The 26,727-nt window shown below is 69.5% G+C and carries 28 protein-coding genes; 11 read left to right on the top strand and 17 right to left on the bottom strand.

From position 1 onward, the window contains the following. Positions 1-52: 52 nt before the first annotated feature. Positions 53-2,089 (bottom strand): flotillin family protein, encoded by a 2,037-nt coding sequence (locus tag L3078_RS25180; RefSeq protein WP_239756219.1) that lies wholly within the window; start codon positions 2,087-2,089, stop codon positions 53-55. A 93-nt stretch (positions 2,090-2,182) separates the two neighbouring features. Next, a complete protein-coding gene (locus tag L3078_RS25185) occupies positions 2,183-2,638 on the bottom strand; it encodes a hypothetical protein (protein WP_239756220.1) in 456 nt (151 codons plus the stop codon). 722 nt (positions 2,639-3,360) lie between these two features. Here L3078_RS25185 and L3078_RS25190 point away from each other — a divergent pair. Next, positions 3,361-4,167, top strand: coding sequence for a hypothetical protein (locus L3078_RS25190; RefSeq protein ID WP_239756221.1), 807 nt, complete (start codon positions 3,361-3,363; stop codon positions 4,165-4,167). Between the two features lie 7 nt (positions 4,168-4,174). Beyond that, positions 4,175-5,338 (top strand): helix-turn-helix domain-containing protein, encoded by a 1,164-nt coding sequence (locus L3078_RS25195; protein WP_275593167.1) that lies wholly within the window; start codon positions 4,175-4,177, stop codon positions 5,336-5,338. Between the two features lie 52 nt (positions 5,339-5,390). On the opposite strand, the gene L3078_RS25200 is transcribed toward L3078_RS25195, so the two are convergent. From L3078_RS25200 to L3078_RS25230, 7 genes are all read right to left on the bottom strand, one after another. After that, on the bottom strand, positions 5,391-6,149 hold the full coding sequence (locus L3078_RS25200; RefSeq protein ID WP_239756223.1) for a phosphotransferase: 759 nt from the start codon (positions 6,147-6,149) through the stop codon (positions 5,391-5,393). Continuing rightward, complete coding sequence (locus tag L3078_RS25205) at positions 6,118-7,104, bottom strand: aldo/keto reductase (protein ID WP_239756224.1); 987 nt, start codon at positions 7,102-7,104, stop codon at positions 6,118-6,120. Before L3078_RS25205 ends, L3078_RS25200 begins: the two co-directional genes overlap by 32 nt. After that, positions 7,101-8,297 (bottom strand): cupin domain-containing protein, encoded by a 1,197-nt coding sequence (locus L3078_RS25210; RefSeq protein WP_239756225.1) that lies wholly within the window; start codon positions 8,295-8,297, stop codon positions 7,101-7,103. Before L3078_RS25210 ends, L3078_RS25205 begins: the two co-directional genes overlap by 4 nt. A gap of 16 nt (positions 8,298-8,313) precedes the next feature. After that, complete coding sequence (locus tag L3078_RS25215) at positions 8,314-8,463, bottom strand: hypothetical protein (protein ID WP_239756226.1); 150 nt, start codon at positions 8,461-8,463, stop codon at positions 8,314-8,316. Between the two features lie 127 nt (positions 8,464-8,590). Beyond that, the gene (locus L3078_RS25220) at positions 8,591-8,884 is read right to left on the bottom strand and encodes a DUF7848 domain-containing protein (protein WP_420864095.1); all 294 of its coding nucleotides are present in this window, start codon (positions 8,882-8,884) and stop codon (positions 8,591-8,593) included. A gap of 52 nt (positions 8,885-8,936) precedes the next feature. Then, on the bottom strand, positions 8,937-9,362 hold the full coding sequence (locus L3078_RS25225) for a hypothetical protein (RefSeq protein WP_239756227.1): 426 nt from the start codon (positions 9,360-9,362) through the stop codon (positions 8,937-8,939). Further along, entirely contained in the window at positions 9,362-9,778 is a 417-nt protein-coding gene (locus L3078_RS25230; protein WP_239756228.1) for a hypothetical protein, read from the bottom strand. Before L3078_RS25230 ends, L3078_RS25225 begins: the two co-directional genes overlap by 1 nt. Before the next feature lie 119 nt (positions 9,779-9,897). Here L3078_RS25230 and L3078_RS25235 point away from each other — a divergent pair, with 119 nt between their 5' ends. From L3078_RS25235 to L3078_RS25255, 5 genes are all read left to right on the top strand, one after another. Then, complete coding sequence (locus tag L3078_RS25235; RefSeq protein WP_239756229.1) at positions 9,898-10,941, top strand: helix-turn-helix domain-containing protein; 1,044 nt, start codon at positions 9,898-9,900, stop codon at positions 10,939-10,941. Next, complete coding sequence (locus L3078_RS25240) at positions 10,938-11,627, top strand: YdcF family protein (protein ID WP_239756230.1); 690 nt, start codon at positions 10,938-10,940, stop codon at positions 11,625-11,627. The genes L3078_RS25235 and L3078_RS25240 overlap by 4 nt, the downstream gene beginning before the upstream one ends. Before the next feature lie 28 nt (positions 11,628-11,655). After that, positions 11,656-12,381 (top strand): WbqC family protein, encoded by a 726-nt coding sequence (locus L3078_RS25245; RefSeq protein WP_239756231.1) that lies wholly within the window; start codon positions 11,656-11,658, stop codon positions 12,379-12,381. 175 nt (positions 12,382-12,556) lie between these two features. Further along, positions 12,557-13,129, top strand: a complete 573-nt coding sequence (locus L3078_RS25250; protein WP_239756232.1) for a DUF6879 family protein — start codon at positions 12,557-12,559, stop codon at positions 13,127-13,129. A 20-nt stretch (positions 13,130-13,149) separates the two neighbouring features. After that, on the top strand, positions 13,150-13,899 hold the full coding sequence (locus L3078_RS25255; protein ID WP_420864096.1) for an SPDY domain-containing protein: 750 nt from the start codon (positions 13,150-13,152) through the stop codon (positions 13,897-13,899). 110 nt (positions 13,900-14,009) lie between these two features. Here the strand turns inward: L3078_RS25255 and L3078_RS25260 are convergent, their stop codons facing one another. The 4 genes from L3078_RS25260 to L3078_RS25275 all read right to left on the bottom strand — a co-directional run bounded on the left by L3078_RS25260 (position 14,010) and on the right by L3078_RS25275 (position 18,845). Next, positions 14,010-15,734 carry a relaxase/mobilization nuclease domain-containing protein gene (locus tag L3078_RS25260; RefSeq protein ID WP_239756233.1) on the bottom strand — a complete coding sequence of 575 codons (1,725 nt, stop codon included), beginning with the start codon at positions 15,732-15,734 and terminating at the stop codon, positions 14,010-14,012. Next, positions 15,731-16,081, bottom strand: coding sequence for a plasmid mobilization protein (locus tag L3078_RS25265; RefSeq protein WP_420864185.1), 351 nt, complete (start codon positions 16,079-16,081; stop codon positions 15,731-15,733). The genes L3078_RS25260 and L3078_RS25265 overlap by 4 nt, the downstream gene beginning before the upstream one ends. A gap of 1,142 nt (positions 16,082-17,223) precedes the next feature. Next, on the bottom strand, positions 17,224-17,916 hold the full coding sequence (locus tag L3078_RS25270) for an ATP-binding protein (RefSeq protein ID WP_239760461.1): 693 nt from the start codon (positions 17,914-17,916) through the stop codon (positions 17,224-17,226). Next, on the bottom strand, positions 17,913-18,845 hold the full coding sequence (locus L3078_RS25275; protein WP_239756235.1) for a hypothetical protein: 933 nt from the start codon (positions 18,843-18,845) through the stop codon (positions 17,913-17,915). Before L3078_RS25275 ends, L3078_RS25270 begins: the two co-directional genes overlap by 4 nt. A gap of 510 nt (positions 18,846-19,355) precedes the next feature. Between L3078_RS25275 and L3078_RS25280 the strand changes: the two genes are divergently transcribed. The 3 genes from L3078_RS25280 to L3078_RS25290 all read left to right on the top strand — a co-directional run bounded on the left by L3078_RS25280 (position 19,356) and on the right by L3078_RS25290 (position 21,116). Continuing rightward, positions 19,356-19,613: a helix-turn-helix domain-containing protein gene (locus L3078_RS25280; RefSeq protein WP_239756236.1), complete on the top strand. Its 258-nt coding sequence runs from the start codon at positions 19,356-19,358 to the stop codon at positions 19,611-19,613. 139 nt (positions 19,614-19,752) lie between these two features. Continuing rightward, positions 19,753-19,965, top strand: a complete 213-nt coding sequence (locus L3078_RS25285) for a helix-turn-helix domain-containing protein (RefSeq protein WP_239756237.1) — start codon at positions 19,753-19,755, stop codon at positions 19,963-19,965. After that, on the top strand, positions 19,965-21,116 hold the full coding sequence (locus L3078_RS25290; protein ID WP_239756238.1) for a tyrosine-type recombinase/integrase: 1,152 nt from the start codon (positions 19,965-19,967) through the stop codon (positions 21,114-21,116). Before L3078_RS25285 ends, L3078_RS25290 begins: the two co-directional genes overlap by 1 nt. A gap of 205 nt (positions 21,117-21,321) precedes the next feature. Here L3078_RS25290 and L3078_RS25295 read toward each other — a convergent pair whose 3' ends face one another. Continuing rightward, positions 21,322-22,668 (bottom strand): hypothetical protein, encoded by a 1,347-nt coding sequence (locus L3078_RS25295; protein WP_239756239.1) that lies wholly within the window; start codon positions 22,666-22,668, stop codon positions 21,322-21,324. 115 nt (positions 22,669-22,783) lie between these two features. Between L3078_RS25295 and L3078_RS25300 the strand changes: the two genes are divergently transcribed. After that, positions 22,784-24,091, top strand: a complete 1,308-nt coding sequence (locus L3078_RS25300) for a molybdopterin-dependent oxidoreductase (RefSeq protein ID WP_239756240.1) — start codon at positions 22,784-22,786, stop codon at positions 24,089-24,091. Between the two features lie 331 nt (positions 24,092-24,422). Here the strand turns inward: L3078_RS25300 and L3078_RS44760 are convergent, their stop codons facing one another. From L3078_RS44760 to L3078_RS25320, 3 genes are all read right to left on the bottom strand, one after another. Further along, entirely contained in the window at positions 24,423-25,238 is an 816-nt protein-coding gene (locus L3078_RS44760) for a class I SAM-dependent methyltransferase (protein ID WP_338059522.1), read from the bottom strand. Positions 25,239-25,324: 86 nt separating this feature from the next. After that, on the bottom strand, positions 25,325-25,942 hold the full coding sequence (locus L3078_RS25315; RefSeq protein WP_239756242.1) for a TIGR04282 family arsenosugar biosynthesis glycosyltransferase: 618 nt from the start codon (positions 25,940-25,942) through the stop codon (positions 25,325-25,327). Further along, a complete protein-coding gene (locus L3078_RS25320; protein ID WP_420864097.1) occupies positions 25,939-26,688 on the bottom strand; it encodes a glycosyltransferase family 2 protein in 750 nt (249 codons plus the stop codon). Before L3078_RS25320 ends, L3078_RS25315 begins: the two co-directional genes overlap by 4 nt. Between the last annotated feature and the right edge of the window lie 39 nt (positions 26,689-26,727).

Genomic DNA, 26,727 nt, shown 5'->3' on the forward strand with positions numbered 1-26,727 from the left:
GAGCCGCCGTCCCCTGTGCGGCAGCTCCGGACCGCGGATCATGGGCCGCCGGTCAGACCTTGGCGACGCTGCCGTTCAGAGCGGTGAGCGAGGCGTCCGCGAGACCCAGCTCACCGGCCTTGTCGAGCAGCTGCCTCAGCGCGGCCGAGTCGGCCCCGCCCGTCTTCATGAGCTTCATCAGCAGCGCGGAGACGGTCAGTTCCCGCACATCAGCCGTCGATACGGAGCCGAGGACGCGGCCGAGGTCGTCGGTGAAGCTGGAGGTGCCGTCCAGCCAGGGCTTCGCCAGCGCCTGGGCGGTCTCGGAGTGCTGGACGAAGCCGTCGACGCCCTTGCCGAGCGCGATCGAGGACACCAGCCGGTCGAGGAACACCGACTCCCCGCCGACGATGTTGATGTCGGCGTTCTCCAGCCCGGTGGCCAGCACCGTGGCCTGCGCCTCGGCGACCTGCCGCTGCACGTCCAGCCCGGCCAGCCGGATGTCCTTCTCCGCCTCCAGCCGCAGCCGGTACTCCTCGTGGCCGCGGGAGGCGTCGTCCAGGGCGGCCATGGCGGCGGCCTTGTCGGTGAGACCGGCGGCCTCGGCCTTCAGCTTCCCACTGATGCCCTCGGCCTCGGCCAGCGCCTTGGCCCGCGCACCGTCGGCTTCGGCGCGCAGCCGGGCCTGCGTCGCCTCGGCCTCCGCACGGCCCGCCTTCTCGATGACCTCGGCCTCCTTGTCGCGGACCTGGACGGCCGCGAGGCCCTCGGCGGCGGATTCGGCCTGGACGCCCTCGGCGAGCCGCAGTTTGGCCCGCGCGTCGAGGTCGGCCGTCTTCAACCGCGCCTCGGCCAGGGTCAGTTCCTCGGCGGCCCGGTGCGTGGCGGCCTGCTCGGCGGCCTCCGCCGCCTTGATGTCCTTGACCAGCTTCTCCTGCGCCTGAGCCTCGGCAGCGATGATCACGGTCTGCCGCTGCCGCTCCGCCTCCTCCACGGCCCGCAGCTTCTTGATGGACTCCTCCTGCTCGGCGACCGTACGGTCCACGGCGACACGCTCGCGGATGACCTCGGCGATCTCCCGCTTCTCCGCCTCGACCTCCTTCGACGCGGCGATCCGCGTCAACTCGGTCTCCCGCTCCCTCGCGATGACTTCGAGGAGACGGTCCTTCTCGATCCGCTCGGTCTCGATGGCGATGACCCGCTCACGGTTCTTCGCGGCGACCGCGACCTCACGGGCCTGGTTCTCCCGCTGCACACCCAACTGCTCCTCGGTCCGCAGGAACGCACCCTGCGACCGGAGCCGCTCCTCCTCCATCACCCGCGCCGTCTCGGCCTCCTCACGGGCCCGTACCGTCTCGATCTCCCGGCGCTGCTTGATCTCGGCATCCGCCTGGCGGCGCTCCAACTCCAGGATCGCCTCGCGGGCGTCGACGTTCTGCCGGGTGATCTCCTTCTCCTCATGGCGCTGCGCCTCGTTGGTGCGCACATGCTCCACGGCCGTCAGCTCGGTGATCTTCCGGATGCCCTGCGCGTCAAGGACGTTGGCCGGGTCGAGCTGCGTCAGCGGCGTCTGCTCCAGGTAGTCGATCGCCGCGTCCTCCAGGTGGTAGCCGTTGAGATCGACGCCGATGACCTCGATGATCCGGTACCGCAGCTCCTCACGCTTGGTGTAGAGGTCGGTGAAGTCCAACTGCTTGCCGACGGTCTTCAGCGCCTCGGAGAACTTCGCGTGGAACAGCTCCTGCAACGTGTCCCGGTCACTCGCCCGTGCCGTGCCGACGGCCTGGGCCACCTTGATGACGTCCTCGACGGTCTTGTTGACCTTGACGAAGAACGAGATCCGGATGTCCGCGCGGATGTTGTCCTGGCAGATCAGTCCCTCACGGCCGGCCCGCGTGATCTCGATGGTCTTCACCGAGATGTCCATCACCTCGGCCTTGTGCAGCACCGGCAGCACGACCTGCCCGGTGAAGGTCACGTCGACCTTGCGCATCTTGGAGACGATCAGCGCCTTGCCCTGCTCCACCTTGCGGAACAGGCGGGCGACGACGAGTACGGCGAGCAGGCAGACGGCGACGAGCGCGCCGATGCCCACGATCATGGTGACCATGGCATACGTCCTTGAGGCGTAAGGGAGTTGAAGCGTGAGGAAGAAGAGCCGGGGAGAGATCCGGCGGTGTTGTGGGGCAGGCGGCTTTGCGGGTCAGGCGGCGCGGTCCCGCGGATGAAGCGCGATGTCGTGTGACGTCCCCCAGCGGGGGTCTTGGCTGTCGTCGTCTCGCAGTCCGATGGCGTCGCCCGTGCGGGCCTCGCCCGGCACGGACGGCCCGGGTTCATCGGGGAAGAGGCGGTGCAACGGCCGTACGAGCACGCGTGCCACCCGCCAGGCGAACAGCGGCGCGGCGATCAGTACGGCGATCCCGGTCAACGCGCGCACCGGACCCGAGAGGACAAGCGGATCCAGGAGAGCGGACGCGCAGATGCTGCCGAGCCAGGCCGCGCCCGTCACCAGCGAGAACCCTACGGAAACCGGCACCCCGCCCAGGCCCCAGAGTTCGGCGTCCGCATCCTCGTCGAAGCTGCCGGAGTGAGCCGCGCCCACCGCGACCAGCAGCCAGAAGCACACGACCACGATCAGGGCGACGGTGAAGGGGAACACTGGGTAAGTCGTGGCGGCTTCGAAGAGCGTCCGCATTCCGATCCCCCGATCGTCCCCATCTGTGACAGCCTCAGCGCACACTCCAGGGCCTAGTGCCGGTCACCTGCCGGTGCCCGGCACCGAGGCCGATCCGCGTGCTTCCCTCCCGACCAATCCTGCCTGGGGAACACTCGAAGCGCATTGCTGGCTTCCGGCAATCTTCACTCGGTCCTCCATGCCGGTTCCCGCTAAGAGTGCGTCAAGATGTTCGCCGGACGAGTGCCCGATGAGCAGGGCCGGCGCCGGCCCCGCCTGCTCCAGTGCCTCGGTCAGCAATCGCCCGCACCACGCGGACCGACCCAGACGTGGGCGGACGTCAGCGCTCAGACCGGGCTGTCCAGGCACGTCGAGCATGACGGTGGGCCAGCGGGTCGCGAGTACTCCGGACACGACGGAACTCTCGACGAGCCAGAGAGCGGAACCGGCGACGACGTGCGCCCCGATCGCGACCACGTCGAACGCCGCGTCCGTGGACTGCTCGACGACCTTGCGGTCCAGGCTTGAACTGACCCCATCTCAAAGCGGAAGGGGTTGCCGAGCAGTGAAGCGAAGCGCCCCGGCCGCCTGCCGTCTCGAGGACGCCTGCAGCATGGGCACCCTGATGTACTTGAGGTGCGTGCCGCTGACCAACCCATCTGCTTTATTCTCACGCACTATTCGTGGCCTTCTGGTATCGTCGCGGCGTGGAAATCACTCTGCAGCAGGCTGTGAGTGATCTCCGGCGGGTGCTGGAGATCATCCGGGACGTCGCGCGCGATGTGTACGCGACCAACGCCGACCGTCATGACCCGTCTCACGGGGACGACAACGGCACTTTTGCTCAGTTGGTCTGGCGGAACATCGCCAACCTCTCCTTCCAGAAGCTCCACCAGGCAGGGATTCCGGTCCGAAAGGTCGCAGGCGGGGCGATCGAGGTCATCTCCCAGCGGTGGGTCGTGAGGGTCTACAAGTTCCCGCTCACTGCCCCTGGAAAGGTGCGGGACAAGCTCGAACAGCTCAGCTGGGACGGCAGCGCCGCCCGACTTCGGGGTGCCGTGCAAAACAGCACTGCTCAGGATCAGATGGCGTTCGACCAGGACCCCGACTGGGCCGACAGCTTCGCGGCAGCTGTTCCTCAGGGGCATGTTCGGATCGTGCACACGGGTGATCCGGAGACGGGAAACTGCGTCATCGAGGTGGGTCTTCCGCGGGACAACCGTGAGGGCGGTTCGCCCTGGCTTGATGGGACGATCGAGATCCACAATGATCTCCAGTTGGGACTTCCGGCTCCGCGATCGGCCGCGGACGAGCTTGTTGTGCACGGCGAGTTGCCCGAGGAGAGCCTCTCAGATCAGGACCGCGAGCCGGCGTCTGAAACGGATTCCGACGAGGACCGTACCGTTGAAGAGGAGGCACCCAAGGCGCCTGATCACACTGACCTCAAGGAGAACGACCTGCCGCTTCGCCGGCGCACCGAAGACACGCGCGAAGAGCGCGAGAACACAGACTGAGAAATTAATGCCGACACCGCCGCGAGGATCGAGAGGCGCTGAGCTCGCCTCCCGTTCCTTCGAACCCGAAGCTCTGACCACGGCTCGTCAGCTTCGAGGGCTCCGCAAGAACGAGCTTGCCAAACAGGTCGGGCTCACGCCGGCAGCGGTCAGTCAGTACGAGCTGGGCCAGAGTCGGCCTTCAAGCACGGTTGTTGCGCAGTTGGCCATGGCGCTGGGAGTGCCCGCCACTTTCTTCGCTACAGGTCATCCGCATCCGACGGTGCCCAGTGCCGCCCATTTCCGAAGCCTCCGGGCGACGACGCAACTTCAGCGGGATCAGGCGGTCGCGTTCGGCAAGATCGTCTGGCGGCTGGTGACAACCGTCGAGCACTACGTGGAACTCCCCCCTGCGGCCCTGCCGCGCCTTGCTCTGCCGGCTGAGCCGAGCAGGGCGGACATCGCGGCCGTAGCGCGCGAGGCCCGTGAGGCCATGGGGGTGCCCAGCGGCCCGATCCCGCATGTGACACGACTACTCGAAGCCCATGGCGCCGTGGTCCTGGAGCTTCCTGCGATGTCCAAACGGGTGGATGCCTTCTCGCATTGGTATGGGACCAGGCCGCTGGTCTTCCGGAACCCCGCCAAGAACGACAAGGCTCGATCTCGCTTCGACGCCGCGCACGAGGCCGGGCACCTGGTCATGCACCTTGACGCTGAGCCCGGCAGCAGGATCGTCGAGAACCAGGCGCACGACTTCGCGGCTGAATTTCTGATGCCAAGCGCTGAGATCCTTGCGGAGCTGCCGAAGAGGCTGGACTGGGAGGCGCTTTACGCGCTGAAGCGACGCTGGGGCGCATCGCTCAAGGCCCTCGTCTACCGTGCCCACGCCCTCGGTGCCTTCCGGGAGACGACGTACAAGCGCGCCATGATGATGCTCTCTCAGCATGGCGACCCCGAGCCTTGCGATCTCGGCCCTCGTGAAGCACCCCTCCTGCTCGAAAAGGCGGTCCGCCTTTGTGAGGAGACGGGTGTGTCGTTCGACGACCTTGTCGCCCGTTCGGGCCTGCCCTTCGAGCTTGCGAACGAGGTCTACGCCACGGCGTCGATGACGAGGCCGCGCCTTTCCCTGGACGCATCCCAGGAAGGCACAAAGCCAGCCGCTCATGAGGTGCTCACGCTTTTCCCGAGTTGATCGTCGGGGACAACCGGGGTCAGGGAGACTCTGTTGGTCACCTTCTCCCTGATCAGGCCAGATCTGTGGCCAGGGACCGGAGCGCCGGGACGAGTTCGGGCTGGTCTCCGCGTGAGGCTGACTGCAGCAGTTCGGTGATGACGATGATCTGTGCGATGCGTCCGGGTTCTGTCTTGAGTACAGGGAAGGCATGCCGGACGCGCTGGGCGAATGCGGGTACGAGCAGCGAGTAGGCCAGGAGCATGGCGGCGTCGTAGCCGACGGGTGCCCGGCCGAAGCCTTCCCAGTCGAGCAGGTAGGGGGTGGTGCTGGTGAGGTTGGCGGTGTGGAGGTCCCCGTGGGCTGTCGTCCAGTCCGTGATGCGGGGGCCGGGGATGCCGAGGAAGCGAGGGACGGTGCGGTCCACCCATTCCTGGCGTACGGCTACGCGGTCCGTGAGGACACGGCTGACGTGGTCCAGGTCGGTGCGCAGTGAGTCCCACCACGAGTCCGGCGGATCCGGGTCCCTGTGCAAGACGGGGCTGAGGGAAACGGCGGGTTCGGTGACGTACTCGTGCAGTTCAGCGCGGTAGGCGTGGCCGTCGCCGATGGCGTCCGCGGTGTCGTACAGCAGTGGTTTGCGGACCTGTCCGTCGAAGAGCGTGGCTGCCTGCCTGTTGCCGTCCCAGATTTTCCCGCTCGCGTTGTCCTCACGTGTGGTGAGCAGCCTGAGCCAGCAGGCTCCGCGGTCCGGGTGCTGGACACGGCTGCTCAGGGTGCGTCCGTGCCAGCCCCAGACTTCAGGCCCGGCCACCGTGGCGTCGAGTGTCATGACGGCTCGTGTGAACGCCTCGCGCATGCGCTGTTGGTCGGCGGCATTGGTCGGCGGCGAGTACATCCAGCACCCTTCGCAGCGTGGGGACGGGGATGGCGGGGCAGCGTACGGCCCGTTGAGCCTCGGCCCAGTGTGCCGGGGTGGAGGTGGAGAGCAGAATCCGCGTCACTCCTGGGCAGGAGGCCGTGGCGAGGAGGCATGCCTGGGGGATGGTGAGGCCGGGGTTGAGGAGTGCGGTGAGTTCGGGGGTGGCCAGGTGGGGGAGTTGGCCGCCGAACAAGGGTGCTGAGGCGTAGACCTGCCATCCGAGTTCGGCGGCCTGGGCGATCGGGCCTCCTTCGTCCAGGGCCTGGGTGAACGCGGTGGCGGTGACGAGGGATACGGGCAGTTGGATAGCCCGTAGGTGGTGGTGTTCCGTGCCGGCGACTTCGGTGGCCAGTCGGTGCAGGGCGGGGACGTTCAGGGTGCCGGTGTCGAAACCGTCCCAAGTGGCGACGCCGTACGCGCTCAGGGCGCCGCTTGCCGCTTCTGCTTCGAGGGCGGTGAAGGCGTCGCGCAGGGCTTCGTATGGGTCCCCGTCGGTCTGCTCGGGGTTGTGGGCGAAGACGAGGTCGAGGTGGTCGCGGCCGAGTTCGGTGCGGTTGCGGGAGCACTGCCAGTGGACGTACGGGCTGCTCAGGCAGTGTCCGCGTTCGGCGGCACCGGTGGTGAGGGTTCCGTCGAGGACGGCGTCCCTGGCGGCTCGGTTGGTGAGGAATCCGATCTTGGTAGAAACCGGGATCCGGTGCTGCGCGAGAGCCGGGGCGAGTAGTGACTGGGCTTGCCCGTTGAGGTAGTTGGGGGCTGTGTCGATCCAGGCGCTGGTCGGGTCTGCGGCTGCGCGGATGACGGCGTCGGACAGTGCCAACGGGTGGATGCGGTAGGTGCCCAGCCCGAGAGATGCGCTCGTCATCGCCGGCCTCCTTCGAGGACGGTGGCCGCTTGACCGTTCAGCAGATCGGACATGACGGCCGCCACGTCGGTGATGGGGATTCCGGTTGCGGCGACGAGTTCGCCGAGGGAGACGGTGCCGGGTGCGGCGGCCGTCAGGCGCTGAAGCAGCGGTAGCGCCTCCTTGGCCAACTCCCATTCGTTGTCGCAGGCCCGGAAGATCACTCCGTCCCCGTCGGGAGCAGGGCTTATGTGCGCGCGGGTGGTGGTCAGTCGGATGCGGAGGTCCGGTTCTGCGGGGAGTCCGGTGATGTGGGGGAGGCTCGGGCGGAGGCGGGTGAGGTCGGTGCCGTCGCGCGTTGCCGTGTACCGGTCGAGCAATCCGGGGTTTTCCAGGGCGGCGGTGACTTCCTTGCGCAGCCGCTCCAGGTACGTGGCCTGCTGCGCAGGCGTTGCGTGTACGGGAAGGTCCTCGCGTAGGGCGTCGTGGCGGCGTAGGTCATCGGCAAGCCAGGATAGGAGCTGGGCGCCGGTGGTGGTCTGGATGCCGAAGGTGAGGTGGAGGGAGTGCTCGCCTTCGGATGCGGCCACCGAGTGCCACCAACCGCGCGGGAGATACAGCATGTCGCCTGGGTGCAGGACCAGTTCCGCGAGCGGATTCTCGGGCGGTGGTTCGGGCTCGTCGGTGTCCTTGTACATGGGGGCGGTGCGGGTGGGGCCGTACAGCTTCCAGCGTTTTGCGCCGTCGATCTGGATGACGACGACGTCGTGGTCGTCCCAGTGCACGCCGAAGCCCTCGCGAGGGGTGAATGAGGCGTACAGGTTGGTCTGGACGCCGGTGCGCAGCCACTGCTCCAGTTCCATGGCTGCGTCGCCGATGGGCGGGTGGATTTCGTCGACGGCGTCGATGACCAGGGAGGCGCCCTCGGCGAGCCGGGCGTGCAGCTCGGCTGGGTGCATGCGTTGCCAGACGGTGTGCCGGCGGGTGGCGACCGGGGCGGTGTAGCGGTGGGCGGGCAGCATCTCGCCGTCCGCGGACAGGCGGAAGCGGGGCGGTTCCAGGCGGTGGGTGGCCAGGATGCTGTTGACGTCGTCCCAGGTGATCAGGTCACCCGGGTCAGGGATGGCGGACGGGACGTGGAGGTAGTGGCGGTGGAGCACCTGGGCCAGGAACTCGTCCTGGCCCAGGTGGGCCGCCAGGTTCAGTGGCGACAACGCGTCTCCTCCCGGATCAGTCGTTGCCGTCGGTGCGGCCGGTGCTGCCGCCGTCGGACGGGGTGACGCCCCGCTCGCGGGCGGCCTGGATCCGACGGCGGGCCTTCACCAAGCCGGACTCCGTGGTGGGCTGGTCCGCCCTGTTGGCGGGGTTCGAGGTGGTCACTACTCCTCCTTGAGGTTCGGGGACTTGGGGTGGTGCCCCGCTCCGGACGGCGCTCGACCTGTCCTAGGGGCTCGGGCGGTTGATCCGCCCGGAGCGGGAGTTCAGGGGGGTGGCGCTGCACGCTTCCTCACGGTTTCCACCAGGCCCGCCACGGCCGGGTGATGATCTCCCGGTAGGTGTGGTGGGAGGGGTTCTGGCCGCCGTGTTCGAAGACCCAGTTCTGCGGTTCGGCGAAGTCGGTGCTCGCCGGCGATGTGTCGTCGCAGACCGCGCACTGCATGGCGTAGGCGGTGGGCTCGGCGTCCGGCTCGCGATCGGGCTGGAGCGTCCACTGCTTGTGGCAGACCACGGCACGAGTACGAGGAGCCAGGGTGTCTGCATCACCGAGGACGATGTTCGACGAGACGGGGCGGATAGTCACGGATCTCTCCTTGAGCCGGACCGATTGGCAGGCTGTGGAACTCGTCTGTGCTCTAGGGAAAGAGGACGGAGGGCGATGTCTGGCCGACGGTGACGTACGGATGCTGGAGTGCCTCCCGGAGGGCGTCGGCGTCCGTGAGGGTCTCGTCGTCGGGCAGTTCGCACCAGCCGCCGAACCAGTCGTCCATCCGTTCCAGGCCAGGGGCCACCAGCCATGAGTTGCTGGAGAGATGCCGCACCGGCAGGTCGCCCCAGCTTCCTGCGGTTCCGGTCCTGATCGCGTAGTAGAGACGCTGATTGGGCCCGTCGTACAGCACGGGACCGATCGGCTGACCCGTGGCGCGGAGGTGGGCCAAGGCAAGGAAGCCGATGTCCGCAGGCGCCCGGACGAAGTCCCAGTGGTCGCCGACTCGGAGCAGACGCAGTCCGGGTACGTCGTTGACCATGGGGGCGCTGGATAGCGCCTCACGAACGGACATCACGTACCTCCCTGTTGCTGGAGGCCGCGGCTGCCGTCGAGGGAATGCTCGCGACTCGTTGTCGGTGTGATGGAGCGGATGACGACCAGACGGGTGCTGGTCGCGGCTATCTGCCGCTTCCGTTCCGCGGCAACCCGTTTGGGGCCGAGGTGGCTGAGGGCGGGAATCACGGAGCCGTAAGTGTCGGGAAGTTCGAGGGCGTCGAGAAGCCCGACGAAGGCAGGGGAGCGGACAGCCGATTTTGCCTCGCGGTCGGTGAAGACGCCGCACAGCGTCAGTTCGTGCCGACGGCAGTAGTCGGCCAGGCAGTCGACGAGCGCCGTGTGACGGGCGAGGCCATGGGTGACGTGGCGTACGTAGCCGAAGACCTGCGGGCCGGTGACCGGGCGGCGTTCCGTGATGAGTGCGTCGTCCATGCCCACAGGCTCGACCGTGGCGAACGGCCTTGAAAGGAACTCGTGTTGTACTTCCGTTGCACTTCACGCCCCGCCTCGTCACCGAGAGTGCTTCCATACGGGACGGAAGGAGGTTGTTCGTGGTCAGCGTGCAGCATTGGTCGGGCCGGGAGGCGAGCGCTCTGCGTGCCGCCCTGCGGATGAGCATGCGCGCTTTCGCCGAACACCTCGGAGTCGCGCTGCGCACGGTGGCCAAGTGGGAAAGCCTGGGAGCCGAGACCCAGCCGCGGCCCGACACCCAGGCCATCCTCGACACCGCACTCGCTCGCGCCGACTCCGCCGCGCAGGCCCGGTTCGATGAGCTCCTCTTTCCGGAGCGGACAGCCGCGCGGCCGGCGGACTACGAGACCTGGACCGAGGACATCGAGCGCGCCGTGGTCTGCGTCAGCCGCCAGGACTTCCCTTTCGCCTCGACCCTGTTGAACCGCTGGCTGGGCACCCACGACCCGCACCACTTGGACGACAAGGGTCTGTATCTGTACGGCCGTTCCCTCGTCCTTCTCGGCGACCTCCAGCGGGACCAGGGCACGATCCTCGGCCCCCTGTCCGCCGTTCATTCGTACCGGACCGCCCATGGCATGTTCACCGAGCTCGACATCCCGCGCCGGGTGGCACAGATCGAGCTGTCCCTTGCTGTCCTACAGGAGATGTCGGGCCGACTCGAAGCCTCTGCCCGGCAGTACGAACTGCTCTCCGCGGACGAGCGCTTGAGCCCTCGCGACCGTGCCAGGGCCCGCCTCTGGGTGGGCACGGCATTGAGTAAGGAGGGCGACAACGAGTACGCCACCAACGTGATGACGGCCGCCACCCACGCCTTCGAAGAGCTGGGCGAGCCGGAGGACTGGTCGGTCGCCCACCAGAAGCTGGCACTCGCTCACAGGGGTGCCGGAGACCTGAAGGAGGCCCTGCACAACATCGCCATCGCGCGCACCACCGGCACCGTCGACTCCCCGATGCAGCGGGTGAGGCTGGACACCGCGTACGGGCACATCCTTCTGTCGGATGCGGCGACCCGGAATGATGGGTTGTCCGTCCTCGATCAGGCGGCACAGATGGCCCGGCAGTACGGCCTAAGCCACCAGCTGCGCAGCATCGAGGGCATCCGAAAGGGCCAGCAGCGATGAGCCAGGGAGTACCAGTGCCGGAGCACCAGCAGCGCCAGATCACCGACGAGCAGTTCCACGACGCGACGCTGATCTGGAACTACCACCAGATGGGACATGAGGTACGCCCGTGCTCTGCGGCGATCGGTCTGGGCAGCCACGACCTGGGAGTGGCCACTGCGTCCGCCGACCTCTACCGGGCCGGTCTTTTCCCCGTCGTGGTGTTCAGCGGCGGCAACAGCCCCACCACGCGCGCCCGCTTCCCGCGCGGCGAGGCCGTCCACTACCGCGAGCACGCGCTGAGCCTGGGCGTCCCCGACGAGGCGATCCTGGTCGAGCCGAAGGCGGCCAACACCGGGCAGAACATCACCTACTCCCGCGAGCTGCTGGCCGGGGCCGGTGCGGAGGTGGAGTCGCTGCTGCTGATCTCCAAGCCGTACATGGAACGCCGCTCGTACGCGACCTGCCGCAAGCTGTGGCCCGAGGCGGAGGTCGTGTGCGCCTCCGAGCCGCTGGAACTGGAGGACTACATCAAGTCCATCGGCGACGAGCGGCTCGTCGTCGACATGCTCGTCGGCGATCTGCAGCGGGTGATCGAGTACCCGAAGCTCGGCTTCGCCGTCGAGCAGGACGTACCGGGGGATGTACATGACGCCTACGAGCGCCTCCTGGGCGCTGGCTTCGACAGCCGTCTCATCGGCAGCTGACACTCGCCGATGCGGGGCGAGCGGCGGAGTGTCTGCGATTCACCAGCCGAACTTCTTCCCGCGGCTCTCCACGCTGGCCAAGCTGTATGCCGCCGACCGGTGGATCGTCCTCGACGATGTGCAGTTCGCGCGCCGCGACTACCAGCACCGCGCCCGGCTCGCCGCCTTGGACGATCCCGACCGGCAGCAGTGGCTCACACTCCCTACGCACCTGCCCCATGGACGCTCGACCCTGATCAACCAGGCACTGCTTGCCGAACCGCACCGCTCCCGGCGTACAGTCAGCCTGCTCATCCGCCAGTTCTACGGCCGCAGCCGCCACTGGCCTGCGCTGAGTGACGTGTTGGACGTGGTCCTTGACCGGTTCGCGACCACGGACTGCGTCGCGGACCTCGCCCGAACATCGACGATCGCCCTGCTCACCGCACTCGGCTGGAGCGGTGAAGTGCTGGACAGCAGCACCATCCCGACCCGCCAGAGCCGGTCCGAGCGTCTGGCGGACCTTTCCTTGATCACCAGCAGCACTCACTACCTGTGCGGCACAGGCGGCCTGCGCTACCTTGACCACCGGCCGTTCGCCATCCACGGCATCCCGGTTGTGCCATTCCACACGCCCGAGAACTCCGCCGACCGTCTCTGGCAGCGGGCCCGACGGGTCAGCAGCCTCTGGGCGATGAGCGAGATCGGGCCGGCAGCCCTGGCGATCCGCCTGGCAGCCGAGCGAGAAGCCCACCTCACTGGCGGTCTCACGTGACGTAGACAGCTGATCACGGCTGCCCAGGAGGCGAACGGGGACGTGGGAGTCATCGCTGTATCACCCAGCCCCTGAGCTACCTGACGATCACGTCACGAGGCGGAGTCATCAGTTCGCGGGAGGCAGACAGGGAAGGTCCCGAAACGACTGGTGCGCTGCGGCAAGACCTGTCAACGTGGATGACCTTCCGAACCCACAGGTCAACGACGGTGAGAGGAAGATAGTGGACCTGATCACCCCGGCGCAGCGTGACAAGCTGTTCAACCGCTTCGAACGCGACGCCTTCCACCTGGAGCTGAGGGACGACTACGGGTCTCCCACCGAGGACACGCCCTACGCGCGGTGGCTGCGGGGCGAGCCCGACGATTACGCGTGGCTCGGCCCCTGGATGGGGCTCATGAAGCGCGTCACGGGCGAGGGCAAGACCGTCAGGCGCGTCCGGGTCATCACGCAGCCTCACTCCCAGTACGTCGGCTGGGAGCACTCGTTGACCCATCTCAACCAGGACGCGGGCGAGGACATCCGATGGCTGCCGCGGCACCGGTTGCCGGAGGGCATCACGTTCCCGGTCAAGGGCAACGATTGGTGGCTGTACGACGACCACCTCCTCGCCGTCGGCCACTTCGACTCCGAGGGCCGAGTGCTGGGGTCGGAAATCGTCGAGGACCCGGACACTGTGGCCGAGTGTGTCCGCGTGCGTGACCTTCTCTGGGCCGTCGCCGCCCCACATGCCGAGTACAAGCCCTGACCCCTCCCGTCCCCGAGCCCATGGAGGCGCCCCTGCACCCGCACCACCCCGATGAATCCTTCCATCCTGACTTGCCGGACCCGGTGTACTGGGTTACCCCGCGTCATCTGGCCGGGGACGACGGTGTTCTCGCGGAGCGGATCGGCGACACGTTGGCCGGCCTCGGCTGGCGCATATGGCCGACCTCCCGCCACACCCTGCTGTATGTCAGCCCGGAGGGGCTGCGCGGCGCCGAGTGGATCCTCGCGGCCTACCCGTTCGAGTTGGGCGGACTGCCCGTGGCCTGGCAGTTGAGTGCCCGCCCGCACCCGGCTTCCACGATGACGGAGTGGAACGCGTACTTCACCACTGGTATCCCGTACGAAGCGCTCGCCGACCTCCTCGTGGCGATCGATGCCCGCGAGGCGCCGGACCTGGGCTTCGAGGGGCCCGAGGCGGTCCTGGACGTGCTGAGTGGCCGAGGCTGGATCCGTGATGTGGACCGCCCCCGGACCACCGCCACGGACCCCGGTTTCTCCTCCTGCGTCTCCCTGGAGATGCTGCCGCCGCTGATCCAGGACGCCGACCCACGCCCCGACCTGGTGGGTTGGCAGGCGTGGGCGGAACCTGTCCTCGGTGCCCCGTATCTGTGGTGCGCGACCTTCAGTGCCAGCGTCCCTCACGACCTGGTCGCCGCGTTCGCCTTCTCGCTGGCCTCACTGGTCCCGGTTCCCCGCCGCACCGTGCCCGAGAGCGCGGAGGGGCGGATCACCGTGGTGCGCCGCAGTTGACGACTCCGCGCCGGCGCGGAAGGGAAACGTTGTTCTTTCGGCGTGCGCGGAACGCCCTGTCCCGATCAGTGCCTTCTGCCTCGGCAGAGGGCACTGGCGTCTGTCCGCAGTCACCTTGCCTTGCGAAATCCGTTGTTCCGGTTCGTCGAGGCCCGGACAGGACTTTTGCGCCTGGCCGCAGTGGTCGTGTGTTCGGGCATCGTGGTCACGTCGGCAGGTAGATCAGCCATGCGTCGTAGCCGCCACACGAGCACGTCGCTGATCGAGTCGGCGGTGTCCAACTCCCGCCGCGCGGTGGCTCCGGCCAGCAGCGCCGCCGGATCGTGGCCGGCGCTCTCGGCATCGGCGAGGGTGGCCGCTAGGGCGTACCAGCCCGGCTCGGTCAGGATCTGTTCGGACAGTTCGGGTACGGCCGCTCGTAGGTGGGCGGCCTGCTTGTGCCGTAGGGGCTGGGACAGGCGTCGGCCGCGCTGGTACAGGGCCGCCAATGGGATGTCGGCTGCGGCACGGTAGGCGGCGCGCAGGTGTTCGGCAGCGTCGCGGGCGGCGGCGGCCTGTTGGGCGTGCTCCTTCTTGGCGTGCCAGTGGCTGGCGGCGGTGATGACGAAGAACGCCATGTCGATCAGCATCGCGGTGGTGGCGCCGTCTTCTCCGCGGCCGAGGGCGGGGCCGCTGTGGATGAGGTCGCGGGCTGCTTGGCGCAGGGCACGGTCGTGCCCGCGTTCCGCCTTGACGTGGGAGCGGGTGGCCCGTTCGAACGCGAAGGCGGCCTCGCGTAGTTGGGTGCGGACGTGGGCGGCGGAGGTCTTGGCGAGTGCGTCGAGGACCTCTCCGGCGGCGGCGATCTGCGCGGCCACCACCGCGTCATCGCCCTGGTCGATGACCAGCAGCGCCTGCCACGCAGTCGTGGCCGCGTCTCGACGTGCCGTTGCCGGACGGCTCGGCAGGGTGCCGTCAGCGTGCTCCGTCGGCTCCTCGTCTCCTGACTGGGAGGTCTCGTCGCCGGACCAGCGCTTCCGGATGCGAGGCAGGGACAGGTCGGGGGAGAGGGTGGATCCCGCGTAGAAGACCGGCTCCTTGTTGTCGTTGCGGTCGTCGGGGAGCGCGACCGTGTAGCCGAGCAGGTCGCCGGACGGCGCGACGCGCTTGCGGATCAGTACGCCGGCGTCGGCCAGCCGGTTGAAGAACTCCTCCTCGCCGGTGGCCCCGGCCACTGCCCGTCGTACGGTCTCGCGCAGTTCTTCGCGGGCTGGGCGTTCACGGCCCTCGCGTTCGGCTTTGTGCCGCTCGGCACTGGTGGGCCGCTTGGCGGCGGTGCCGTCTCCCGTGTTGAGGCGGCGGAGCCCGTAGTCGATCTCGATCTTGCGCGCCTCGGCCTGCGAGCGTTTGCCGTCGTTGCGCAGCCGGGCCTGGCGCCCGTCTTCGCGGACGATGGTGGCGATGATGTGGATATGGTCGTCGGCGTGGCGTACGGCCGCCCATCTGCAGCCCGCGCTATCGCCGTCCGGTGCGATGCCGGTGGCCGCGACCATGCGGCGGGCGATCTCGCCCCACTGCTCGTCGCTGAGGATCGGGTCCTCCGGCGCGGCCCGTACGGACAGGTGCCACACGTGCTCGGCGGGTCGGTTCTCTTCCGCCAGCATGTCGACGGGCTGGTCGAGGAGCTGCTGCAGGTCGCCGTAGGTGGCTTCGGGGTCGCGGCCGGGGTCGGGTGCGAGCGGGTCCCAGGCGGCGACCAGATGAGGGTCGATGTGTTCCTCGTGGGTGCCGGGGCCGTACAGGTAGTAGATCAGGCCGATGGTGCATGTGCCGCGTGTGTGGACTCGGGGGATCATGCCATTCGCCTCTGGGTGTCCAAGCGGTGCTGGGTGAAGGAGTCCACCCGCTTCGCAGCGCGATGGACGGCCTGGAGGACGGCCTCGGCGTGCGGTGCGTCCGCACCTGAGTTCAGGGCCTTGGCCACCTGGTTGACGTTGTTGCCGATCTGGGCGAGGTGACGTCGCAGGCTGAACAGCTCCGCGATCACTTCGCGTTCGCCGGCCACCTCGGCGGCGGTGCGAGTGAGGTCGCGGGCGGCGCTGAGGGCGGCGTGGGCGAGGAAGCCGGACGGTGTCATGGCGCAGGCCGCCGCGGCGGCCACGAGGGATTGCTTCTCTTCGTCGTTGAAGCGGCTGGCGATCAGGTGCGTGCGTTTGCTGGCTTTGGCCTTGCGCGGGCGGTTACGCGCGGGCGGCTGATTCGGGGTCCTGTGCGTGCAGTGGGGGTTGTGACACGGGTGGGTTGGTTCCCCCTTCGGATGCGAGCCGCCCTCGGTCGCATCCGGACGGTCCAGTGCCCCCTGGCGCTGGACCTCTCCCGCCACCCCCGAGGCGGGAGACGCGTGAGTAGTACTCCCAACGGGAGTACTACTCACGCAACAACTTGCTCCCGGTGTTTCGGGGGTGACGGGTGTCAGCTGCTGCGGGGTGGAGGGCTTGTGGTGCTGTTGGTTGTGCATGGTGGTTGTCTCCGTGGTTTTCGTGGAGAGTGGTCGCTCGTGTCGGTCGGTGTATGCGGGCGAGGCTGCGACGAGGGCAGGCAGGTCACGTGGTCGGACTGGCTTGAGGCGGTGCGCCAGTCACGTGCGGAACCCTGGGCGGCGTGCCCGTGCTGTAGGTGATGCAGAGGGCGGAGCCCTGCGGTTACCGCGTTTCGGGGACGGTCCCGGTCTGGGGTCGCGGGTGGTCCCCGATTCCTGCTTGGTCCGCTGGCTCGGGGACGGTCCTGACCGTCAGTTGGTCCCCGGTCCCCAACCGGTCCTCGGCCCCCGGTCCCCGTTCGTGGTAGGCCCGATCGGTTCCCGGTCCCCAGCTGACCTTGGTCCCCGGCCGGTCCCCTGAGTCGGTCCCCGCGTCCCGGTCCCGAAGTGACGCCTGGATACGGTCCGCATCTGCTGCCGGGGGCCGGACCATACGGTCCGCATCTGCTGCGCGGGCGCCGGACCATACGTCCCCCAGCCAGGTATGGCGGGGTGACCTGGGCGTTTCCTGGTCCGCCGTGCCGAGGGGACGGTCCCGCACGAGGGCGAATGGTGGGACCGCGCCGGGCTCAGCAGGGGACCGGTGCCCAACGTGGTCCCGAGCAGTGGACTGGACACAGGTTGGGGACGGCCGTTCCCGGTCCCCGATTGCGCGGTCCCCGGTCCTGGTCCCCAACACCCTGTCCTGGTCCCGGACCGTCGCTTGGTCCCCGGTCCCCAGCGGTCCCGGTCCCCAGCGGTCCCGGTCCCCGTTTCCCCTTGGTCCCCGGTCCCCGAGTTCTGCCCAGCCGCGCAGTTCAAGAAGGTCAGGTACGGGCGTGCCGTCTGCGGTCGGGACCGGTGAGGACGACGCGCTCGGTCATCTCGGCGAGGCGAGAGGCGACACGATCGCCGAGCGCGGTGCGCAGCTCGGGGATCGGCAGGTTGGTGGTGATCAGGGTGGGCCGCAGGTGCTCGTACCGGTGGTTGATCAGCCGGTACGTGAGCTCCTCGGTCCATTCGCTGGACTTGGCCGCCCCGAGGTCGTCAACGAGGAGCAGCGGGCAGCGAGCCAGCGTCTGCAGGTCGCGTTCGGCGTCGTGGCCGGCTCGGGGACGGAGCCGTGCGTAGAGGTCGGCGGCGGTGGTGGCTTCCCAGCGCAGGCGGACGCCTCGGCTGAGGAGGGCGCGGATGGCGCCGTACGCCTGGTGGGTCTTGCCGGTTCCGGTCGGGCCGGCGATCAGCAGCGACGGGCCCTCGGCGATGCCTGGTCCTCCCGGGCCGGGACGTCCGACGCGGGCGACCTGATCTGCCCAGTCGGTGATCTGGGAGTGGTCGGCCATGGCGCGGCGGTAGCGGGCGGGGATGCGGGCGTCGGCGAGTTCGAGCGCGGTGACCGGCTCGGCCGACGGCTCCTCGCCTGCGACGCGGGGGTCGATGCCGCGGCTGGCCAGGATGCCGTTGAGCCGGTCGGCGAGCGGACCGACCTGGTGGGGCTCTCGGGTGAGTGTGGCGGTCAGAGTTCACCTCCGTAGGCGGCGGCGACGTCGGTGGGGTTCGTCCACGCCCTGTGGACGACCGACGCTGCTGGGGCGGCGTTCATGGCCTCGTGGACGAGGCTCGGCAGGACGCTGGGGTTCAGGCCCTTGGCCCGGTGGCGTTCGAGTCCGGCCCGGATGTGCGCGGGGGCGATGCCCTCGCCGAGCAACTTGCGCACCTCCCGTCCCAGGTGGCCCAGCACATCCTTGGGCGGGCGGTGGCGGCAAGCGGCGGCGTACTCGGCGATGAGCTGCTGGGTCGAGACGGTGTGGGGCGCGGGGGCGCTCGCGCCCCCCGAAGGGGTATTTCCTAGATCCATGGTCCTAGGTCCTAGATCCGGACCGTGAGGGCTCACTGGGTCTGCGGTGAGTCCTCCCTGCTCCCTCACTGAGGGCTCTGTGAAACGCCTCTGACCTGCGATATCTCCCTCGTCGGCGGAATGCGGCGCAGCCTCACGAATTTCTCGGGAGTCCTCATGGAGGACTCCGTGAGCCATCGGTGAGGGCTCCACGAACTCTCCCCTCCCGGCAGGCGTGGCGACGCTCGGGACGGTGCCGAGCGAGGCACCGTGGCGCGGGCACTCAGGCAGGCGGCTTTTGCTGGGCCGGTTGATCTTCTGGTGCTGATGCCAGGTGACGATGTGCAGGTACCGCTTGTCATCCGGCCCCTTGTAGCGGCAGACCAGACCTGCATCGGCGAGCTGGGCGAGGTCCGTCTCGACATCGGATGGCGTGTGCTCCGGGCGCAGGACCCACAGCTGTCCCGCGATGATCGCGGCATGGTCGCGATGACGGCCCTGGTCGTCGGCTTGGGTGAGCAGCCCGAGGAAGGTGCGCTCGGCGGTCAGGGAGACGGCGGCCAGAGACTCGGAGACGAAGGCTTCGGGCTTGATGGTGCGGATTCGTGCCAAGAGCGGGCGGTTCCTCACTCGGTGGAAGGTGGGCAGGCACCCACGGCTCACCGTCGACGGGCGGTACGGGCGTCAGGGGTGGGGGATGGCCGGTTGGCGGCGCTGAGGGCGCTGTTGGCCACTCGCGCTTTCCGGGGGTGTCGTCAACATAGCCACACTCAGGCCGCGCAAGTCCAGCCCGACCCGGCGCAATCTCTTACGGCAGAACGGCTGCCGAAAAGCAGGCTGGAGGGGGCTGGGCCAAAACCGTAAGCCACGAACGCCGGTTGACCAAATAGTTGTCCCGGAAGCCGAGCCAGAAGGATCACATCGGCAAGTGTTGACGCGCTGCCGACGGCGAAGCTACAACACAACACCCCACGTCAGTGCGCTGTCAGAGCACCGATCGACGTGTCGGTTTCCGACCCTTCCCGGCCCCCGGGAATCCGCTTCGCAGTCAACCGCGCGAGCGGAACATAGACCACGATCGCCGGTTAACCAAACCGGCGAATGGACGCTTCAATTGGAGTCATGCCCGCACGCTCACTGGAAATCGGACCCGCAGGAATACGGGCGGCCCGCACCATCGAAATCCTCCGCACCGAACGCGGTTTGTCGCAACGCCAGCTCGCCCGCCGGGCGACCGCACTCGGCCACCCGATGTCCAACACCATGCTGTCCCGCATCGAACGCGCCCAGCGCCGATGCGACGTCGACGACCTCATCGCGATCGCCGAAGCGCTTCACGTCTCGGCCCCCGTGCTGCTGCGCGGCGGGCCCGGCGCCTGAACCGCCAACTGCGCCGCCATACCGCGGCTCGCATCGCTCCTACCGCTCCAGAGTGAGGACCCACCGCTCTTGCACCGACCCGCAATACCCCCTGCCGTCGCCCGTATCCAGCACCGCGCGCCGAAGGTGGTGATGGTGAATGGCTGACCGCCTCCTGACCGTGGCCGAGGCCGGCGAGATGCTCGGCACGGGTGAGCGTTTCGTCCGCCGCCTGATCGCCGAGCGGCGCATCCGCTACGTCAAACTCGGCCGCCCCGTCCGCATCCCGGAGAGCGCGGTCGCCGAGTACGTCCAGGCACGCACTGTCGAGCCGGTCCGCCGTGTCCGTGTCCGCTACGGGAAGGCGGCCTGATGGCGGGACGCAAGCCGCAGCGGCGGCGCGAGTTCGGCACGACGCGGAAGCTTCCATCCGGCAGGTGGCAGGCCCGCTACATCGGACCGGACAGCCAGCGATACACCGCCCCGGAGACGTTCGACACCAAGTCCGACGCCCAGGACTGGCTCAACCTCACCCGCGCCGACATCGAGCGCAACCACTGGCGCGACCCGGACGCGGGCGCCGTGAACTTCGAGAAGTACGCACTCCGTTGGATGGAGGAGCGTGGCCTGGCGCCCACCACGGTCGACCGTTACGACGGCCTGCTGCGCCTGCATATCCTGCCGACCTTCGGCGGCAAGAACCTGGACGCGATCACCCCGCCCTCTGTCCGTACATGGCGGGCCGAGCGTCTCAAGGCGACCGGCGCCACCACGGTCGCCAAGTCTTACCGCCTGCTGAAGGCCGTCCTGCAGACGGCGGTCGACGACGACCTCCTCCGCAGCAACCCCTGCCGCATCACGGGCGCCGGCAAGGAGGAGGCGGACGAACGCCCCACCGCGACGATCGAGCAGGTCTTCGACCTCGCCGACGCCATGGGCCCTCGCTGGCGCCTGATGGTTTTGCTCGGCGCGTTCGCCTCCCTCCGCCCGGAGGAACTGGCGGAACTACGCCGGCACAGTGTCGACCTGGACGAATGCTCCCTGCGCGTCACGCTCGCCTCCCCCGAGCTGACCAACGGCAGGCGCGTCACCGGCGACCCCAAAACCAGGGCGGGCAAACGCACCGTCTACCTCCCCGACTTCCTGCTCCCCGAGCTGCGCCGCCACCTGCAGTGGTTCGCCGAGAAGGGGCCCGACGGCCTCCTCTTCGTCGGCGAGAAGGGCGCACCCTTCCGTCGCTCGACCTTCGGCCGCAAGTGGCGCAAGGCGAGGACCAAGGTCGGCATGCCGGAGAACTTCCGCTTCTACGACCTACGCCACACCGGCAACACCCTGGCCGCCGACACCGGCGCCAAGCTGAAGGACCTCATGGTCCGCGCCGGTCAGTCCTCGGAGCGGGCCCAGCTGATCTACCAGCACTCGACGGCGAAGCACCAGCGAAAGTTGGCGCAGCGCATCGACGTGGAGGTGCGGCAGCAGCTACGCAAGCCGGATGCAGTACCTCGGCGGACTACGGAGGCGTGACAGGGGGACTCGGCCGACGGTTTCCCAGTCGAGCGGCACGGCCCGTGGGAGCTGTCTCGCGCCCGGCTCGGCGAGAGGCGGTCCGGGGGTGAGCTGGTCTCATCCGCAGGCATGACACACGCCCCCAAGCGGAGGGCTGATTCCACATCGGGGAACCGTCCTCAGCCCACAGCAGTCACCCATCACGTTCGTCTTGGCCGCCGGGTCACCAGCCGGTCAGCAACAGATGGTTGAGGAGGAGGGCCAGGGCCGCCTGCAAGGTCAGCCAGGCGCGGGGTCGGTCCAGGAACGCGCCGGCGGAGAGCAGCCAGAGCGCGAACGGCAGCCAGATCCGTTCCGTTTCCGCCTTGCTCATCCCGGACAGGTCGGCGGCGAGCAGCATCGCCAGGGCTGCGCAGAGCAGGAGTCCCAGTCTGCGCTCGGCGACGGGCGTCGCGTGCCATCGGGCGAGGCGGGCGCCCGCCCTGCGCAGCCCCGCCACTGTGGCCGGTCCCACGACGAGGACCGTGCAGGCGAGGTTGGCGAACAGCCAGTAGCCGTACGGGCGGAAGCCGCCGGCGCCCTGGTGGTAGCGCTCGACGAGCAGGTGATACGCCTCCCACCAGTCGAAGCCTGCCACGGTGAAGGCCACCGGGACGATGAGGAGGCCGGCGACCGCGTAGGGGAGGACCGGCAGCCGTCGGGAGCCGAGCAGCAGGACGGTGGTGGCCATCGCGGCGAAGAGGGTGAGGCCGTACGACAGGTAGACGGTGAGGCCGAAGAGGAGTCCGGCGGCGAGGGCTGTGGCCGCCGGGCGGTGTCCCGTCATCGCAAGAGCGAGGAAGGCCGTGGCCCAGGCGGCGACCGCCGCGAAGTACCCGTCCGCCGATGTGCCCATCCAGACCGCCGCAGGGGCAAGGACCAGAAAAGGGGCCGCGCGGCGGGCCAGGGCCTCGCTCGCCAGCGTCCGTATGGTGACGAGGACGGCGACCGCGGCGCTCGCCCCGACCGCGATGACGAAGACACCTGCCCACCCCCCGCCTCCCAGGCCGATCCGGTCGAGGAGGACGAAGGTGAGGGTGGCGCCAGGCGGGTGGCCGGCGACGTGCGGGGGCCAGTGGTCGGGGGAGCCCAGCAGGATGTGGTCGGTGAAGCTCCCCAGGGTGGCGGGGATGTCGTCGAAGCGGTCGATGACCTGGAGGTACTCGTACCTGGTCGTCAGTCGGCGGGCGATGCCGCGGTGCCAGCCGTCGACGAGGGCGAGGGAGAAGGTCCATGCCAGGGCGGTGGCCCACGTGCTCCACAGCAGCGGCCGCCAGGGCAGCCTGGCGGCCAGCGGAGGACCGTATGCCACGACGACGGCGGCGACGATGATCGCGGAGGGGGTGCCGGGGCCGACGTGGGGCAGCCAGTTGGCGTACAGGGGTGGCCAGCCGACGTGCAGGACGTCGTCGGCGCGCTTGATGGCGACACCGACCAACGCGGTCACCACCACGAGCAGTGCGGCGGCCGAGACGGCGTAGAGGTCGCGGCGGAGATCGCGGCGCGGATCGCGGCGAAGATCACGGTTCACGCTCGGAGACGTTAGGCCGGGCGGTGGCCCGGGGACTCCCGACAGGCGCGGACGTCAGCCTTTCGTCATGAGTCGCGCAGCCTTCGAGCGGGTGCTCCGGGCCTAGCGTCGGGGCATGGCACGGTCTCCCTCCTCTCCCGCCTTCTGGCGCAGCCCGCTGCGCGGCCCCTGGTTCACCTCCGTCCTCGGCGTGGTGCTGCTCGCCGGTGTCACGGTGCTGTTCGTGACGGGTCTGCTGTCGTACGCCGCCTACAACCCGAACCTGTCACCGGTGAACGACAAGACCGGGGACAAGGGGATCCTCGGCTTCTACCTCTTCGCCTGGCCGACGGATCCGCACTGGCTGTACCGGCTCACCCAGGGCGTTCATGTCACGCTCGGGATCGCCCTGGTCCCCGTGGTGCTGGCCAAGCTGTGGTCGGTGGTGCCGAGGTTGTTCCAGCTGCCTCCGGTGCGCTCGCTCACCCACGCCCTGGAGCGGATCTCGTTGCTTCTGCTGGTCGGCGGGGTGCTGTTCGAGTTCGTGACGGGTCTGCTGAACATCCAGCTCGACTACGTGTTCCCCGGCTCCTTCTACCCGCTCCACTTCTACGGAGCATGGGTGTTCTTCGCGGCGTTCGGGGTCCATGTCGTGCTGCGGGCGCCGACGGCCATCCGTAACCTGCGCCGGATGCGGGGGAGTGGAGAGGAGCGGGCCGAGGACGCGGAAGCGGACTCGCGGCCGGCGCCCGGGGGAGCCGTTCCGCCACCGGTGTCCGCGGAGGAACCCTCGCTCGTCGCGCCCGACCCCGCCGAGCCCACCGTGTCGCGGCGCGGTGCCGTGTGGCTGGTCGGGGGCGGCTCGCTGTTGCTCCTCGCCACGAGCGCGGGGCAGAACTTCGACGGGCCGTTGCGGCGTACGGCCCTGCTCGCCCCGCACGGCGGTGCCGAGCCGGGCAGCGGGCCCGGCGGCTTCCAGATCAACAAGACGGCCGCCTCCCGGGGGATCGACCCGGCCGAGACGAGCGAGGACGCGTGGCGGCTGGCTGTCACCGGACCGTCGGGGACCGTCCGGCTGAGCCGCGCCCAACTGCTGGAACTGCCGCTGCACAGCGCGGCGCTGCCGATCGCCTGCGTCGAGGGCTGGTCCACCTCCGACCAGTGGTGGCGGGGCGTACGGCTGCGCGACCTCGCCGCGCTCGTCGGGTACGAGCCGGGGGCGGCGCCCGACGTCCTGGTGGAATCCCTGCAGCGGCGCGGAGCCTTCCGCCGGGCCGCGCTGCGCGACAACCAGGTACGCGACGAGCGTTCCCTGCTCGCCCTGGACGTCAACGGAGAGCCACTGACCCCCGATCACGGCCACCCGGCGCGGATCATCGTGCCCGCCGCGCCCGGAGTCCTCAACACCAAATGGGTGGCCCGGATGACGTTCGGAGACCTGTGATGAGAGCACCAGGGACGACAAGGCTTCGTGCGCGGGTCGGCAGTCCGTTCCAACTGCTGCTCCTGGCCTGCTCGTTCGCGCTGGCTGGATACGCGGGTGTGCGGCTGCTCTCCGACGACTGGTTCGCGGTCGCGCTGTGGTTCGTGGGCGCGGCGGTGGTGCACGACCTCGTGCTGCTGCCGCTGTACGCGACCGCCGACCGCGTGCTCGTCCGGGCGTCGGGCGAGGCCGGCCACCGGGAGCTGGTGGCGTACGTCCGCGTGCCCGCCGTCCTGTCCGGGCTGCTGTTGCTGGTGTGGTTCCCGCTGATCAGCGGCCGGGTGGCGGACCGTTACGAATCCGCCACCGGCCTGTCAGCGGACGGCTTCGCCGCCCGCTGGTGGCTGATCACAGCCGTGCTGTTCGGCGGTTCGGCGCTGCTGCTGGCGCTGCGGGTTCGGCGGCGGGCGCGGCTGCGCAACGCGACGAAGGAGCGCCCGCCCGCCGTCCACTGATCGACCGCGCGCCAGCCGAGCCGACGGGCGTGCCGCAACAGCGCCGGCGTACCGAGCCGGGCCCAGGGGAACACGCCCTCGTCCGCGCCTGCGGCCTCGGCGCCGCTCACGAGGCGGACCTCGACGCGTTCGTCCACGTCCACGGGGACGGTCTCGGCGATCAGGAGGCCGCCGGGACACAGCAGTTCGTTCACGCGGGACAGGAGGGCGTGGGGGTCGCCGCCGATGCCGAGGTTGCCGTCGAGGAGCAGAGCACTGTTCCAGCGGCCCTCGCCGGGCAGCGGTTCGAACACGGAGCGCCGCAGCGCCTGGCCGCCCAGCCGCAGGGTGTGCGCGACGGCGGCCCGGCTGACGTCGATGCCGAGCACCGGCCGCCCCCGGGCGGCGAGTTCCGCGACCAGCCGCCCCGGCCCGCACCCCACGTCGAGGACGGCGCCCTCGCACCGCCCCAGGGCCTCCAGATCGACGGCGTCGGCACGGGCACACCAGCGCTCCACCTCCAGCGGCAGCAACCAGCCGTCGCCGCGGCGCAGATAGAGCGGCCCGCGGCCGGTGCGCAGGACGTCGGCGTACGGATCACCGGACCAGGTCCGCCGCACGGGACCGCGCCGCGTGTCGCTCGTCGGCCGGTCCTCTGCCACAGCCCCGTTCATCGGCCGGCTTCCTGTACTGGACCGTCCATCGGCAGGCCCCTCTCCCCGTGCGCACCTCACCGGCGCGGTCCTCTCTCCCGTGCCGTTCATCGGCCACTGACCGCTCGCAGCCGGGCCAGTTCCGTTGCGAACCGGGTGTGCGGTGCGAGCGTGGCGACGGCTTCCGCGTCGGCGGCGGTGTCGACGTCCCGCAAACGGGGCAGGTCGCGCACGCGCAGTCCGGCGGCGACCAGCCGGGCGCGCTGGGCGGCTCCGGTGCCGGGCGTCGACATCGGCACCCCGCGCAGCAGGGCTGGGTCCGGCTTGGCGAGCCCGAGGGCCCAGAAGCCGCCGTCCTCGGCCGGACCGAAGCACGCGTCACACCCGGTGAGGTCCACGGTCAGCAGTTCAGGGGTCACCTGCGGGGTGTCCATGCCGATGAGCAGAGCCGGCCCGTCGCATCCGGCGAAGGCGGCGGCCAGCCGCTCGTCGAGGCCGCCCGCGCACTGCGGTACGACGTCGAAGCCGGGCGGCAGCCAGGGACCGGGCCGGCCGTCCAGCACCAGGACACGCCGGAGGGCGGGTGTCGCGGCCACGGTCCGCAGGGTGTCCGCGAGGGCCGCTTCGGCGAGCGCCGCCGCCCCTGCCGGGGTGAAGGGCGGGGTGAGCCGGGTCTTCACCCGGCCCGGCCGCGGCTCCTTGGCGATGACGAGGAGCGTGGTCATCGACGTACCCCTCCCGCCGTGTCGTCCTGCCGTACGGCTGGTTCGTGCAGGACGCGGCTCATGTCCCGCACCGCCTGCCAGGTGCCCCGCCAGGTGCCGGTGACCTTGGAGGCGCCGGTGCGCGGCAGGTACGGCACGTCGTGCTCGGTGACGCGCCAGCCCGCGTCGGCCGCGCGCACCACCATCTGCAACGGGTAGCCGCTGCGGCGGTCGGTCAGCCCGAGGGCGAGCAGCGGTTCCCGGCGGGCGGCGCGCAGCGGGCCGAGGTCGTGCAGGCGCAGGCCGGTGCGGCGGCGCAGCATGCGGGCGAGCGCGAGATTGCCGGCCCTGGCGTGCGCGGGCCATGCGCCCCACCCCTGCGGGCGGCGCCTGCCGAGCACCAGATCGCTGCGCCCGTCCGCCACTTCGCCGACGAAGGGGACGAGGAGCGAGGGATCGAGTGAGGCGTCGCAGTCGCAGAAGCACACGATGTCGGCCGTGGCGGCGGTCAGTCCCGCGTGGCAGGCGGCGCCGAAGCCGCGCCGCGCTTCGTGGATCACGGTCGCGCCCAGTGCGCGGGCGATGTCGGCCGAGCCGTCGGTGGAGCCGTTGTCCACGACCAGGGCGCGCCAGTCGGCCGGGATACGGGCGAGTACCCAGGGCAGGGCGTCGGCCTCGTTCAGGCAGGGGAGCACGACGTCGACGGAGGGGCGGGGACACACCGCATCGACGTCCGAAGGTGTAGGAGAGGTCGTCACGGCTTTCACCCTACGAGGACGAAGTTCGCAAATCGGTCGGAGTGTCCT

The sequence above is a fragment of the Streptomyces deccanensis genome, assembly GCF_022385335.1.
GTDB classification, from domain to species: Bacteria; Actinomycetota; Actinomycetes; order Streptomycetales; family Streptomycetaceae; genus Streptomyces; species Streptomyces deccanensis.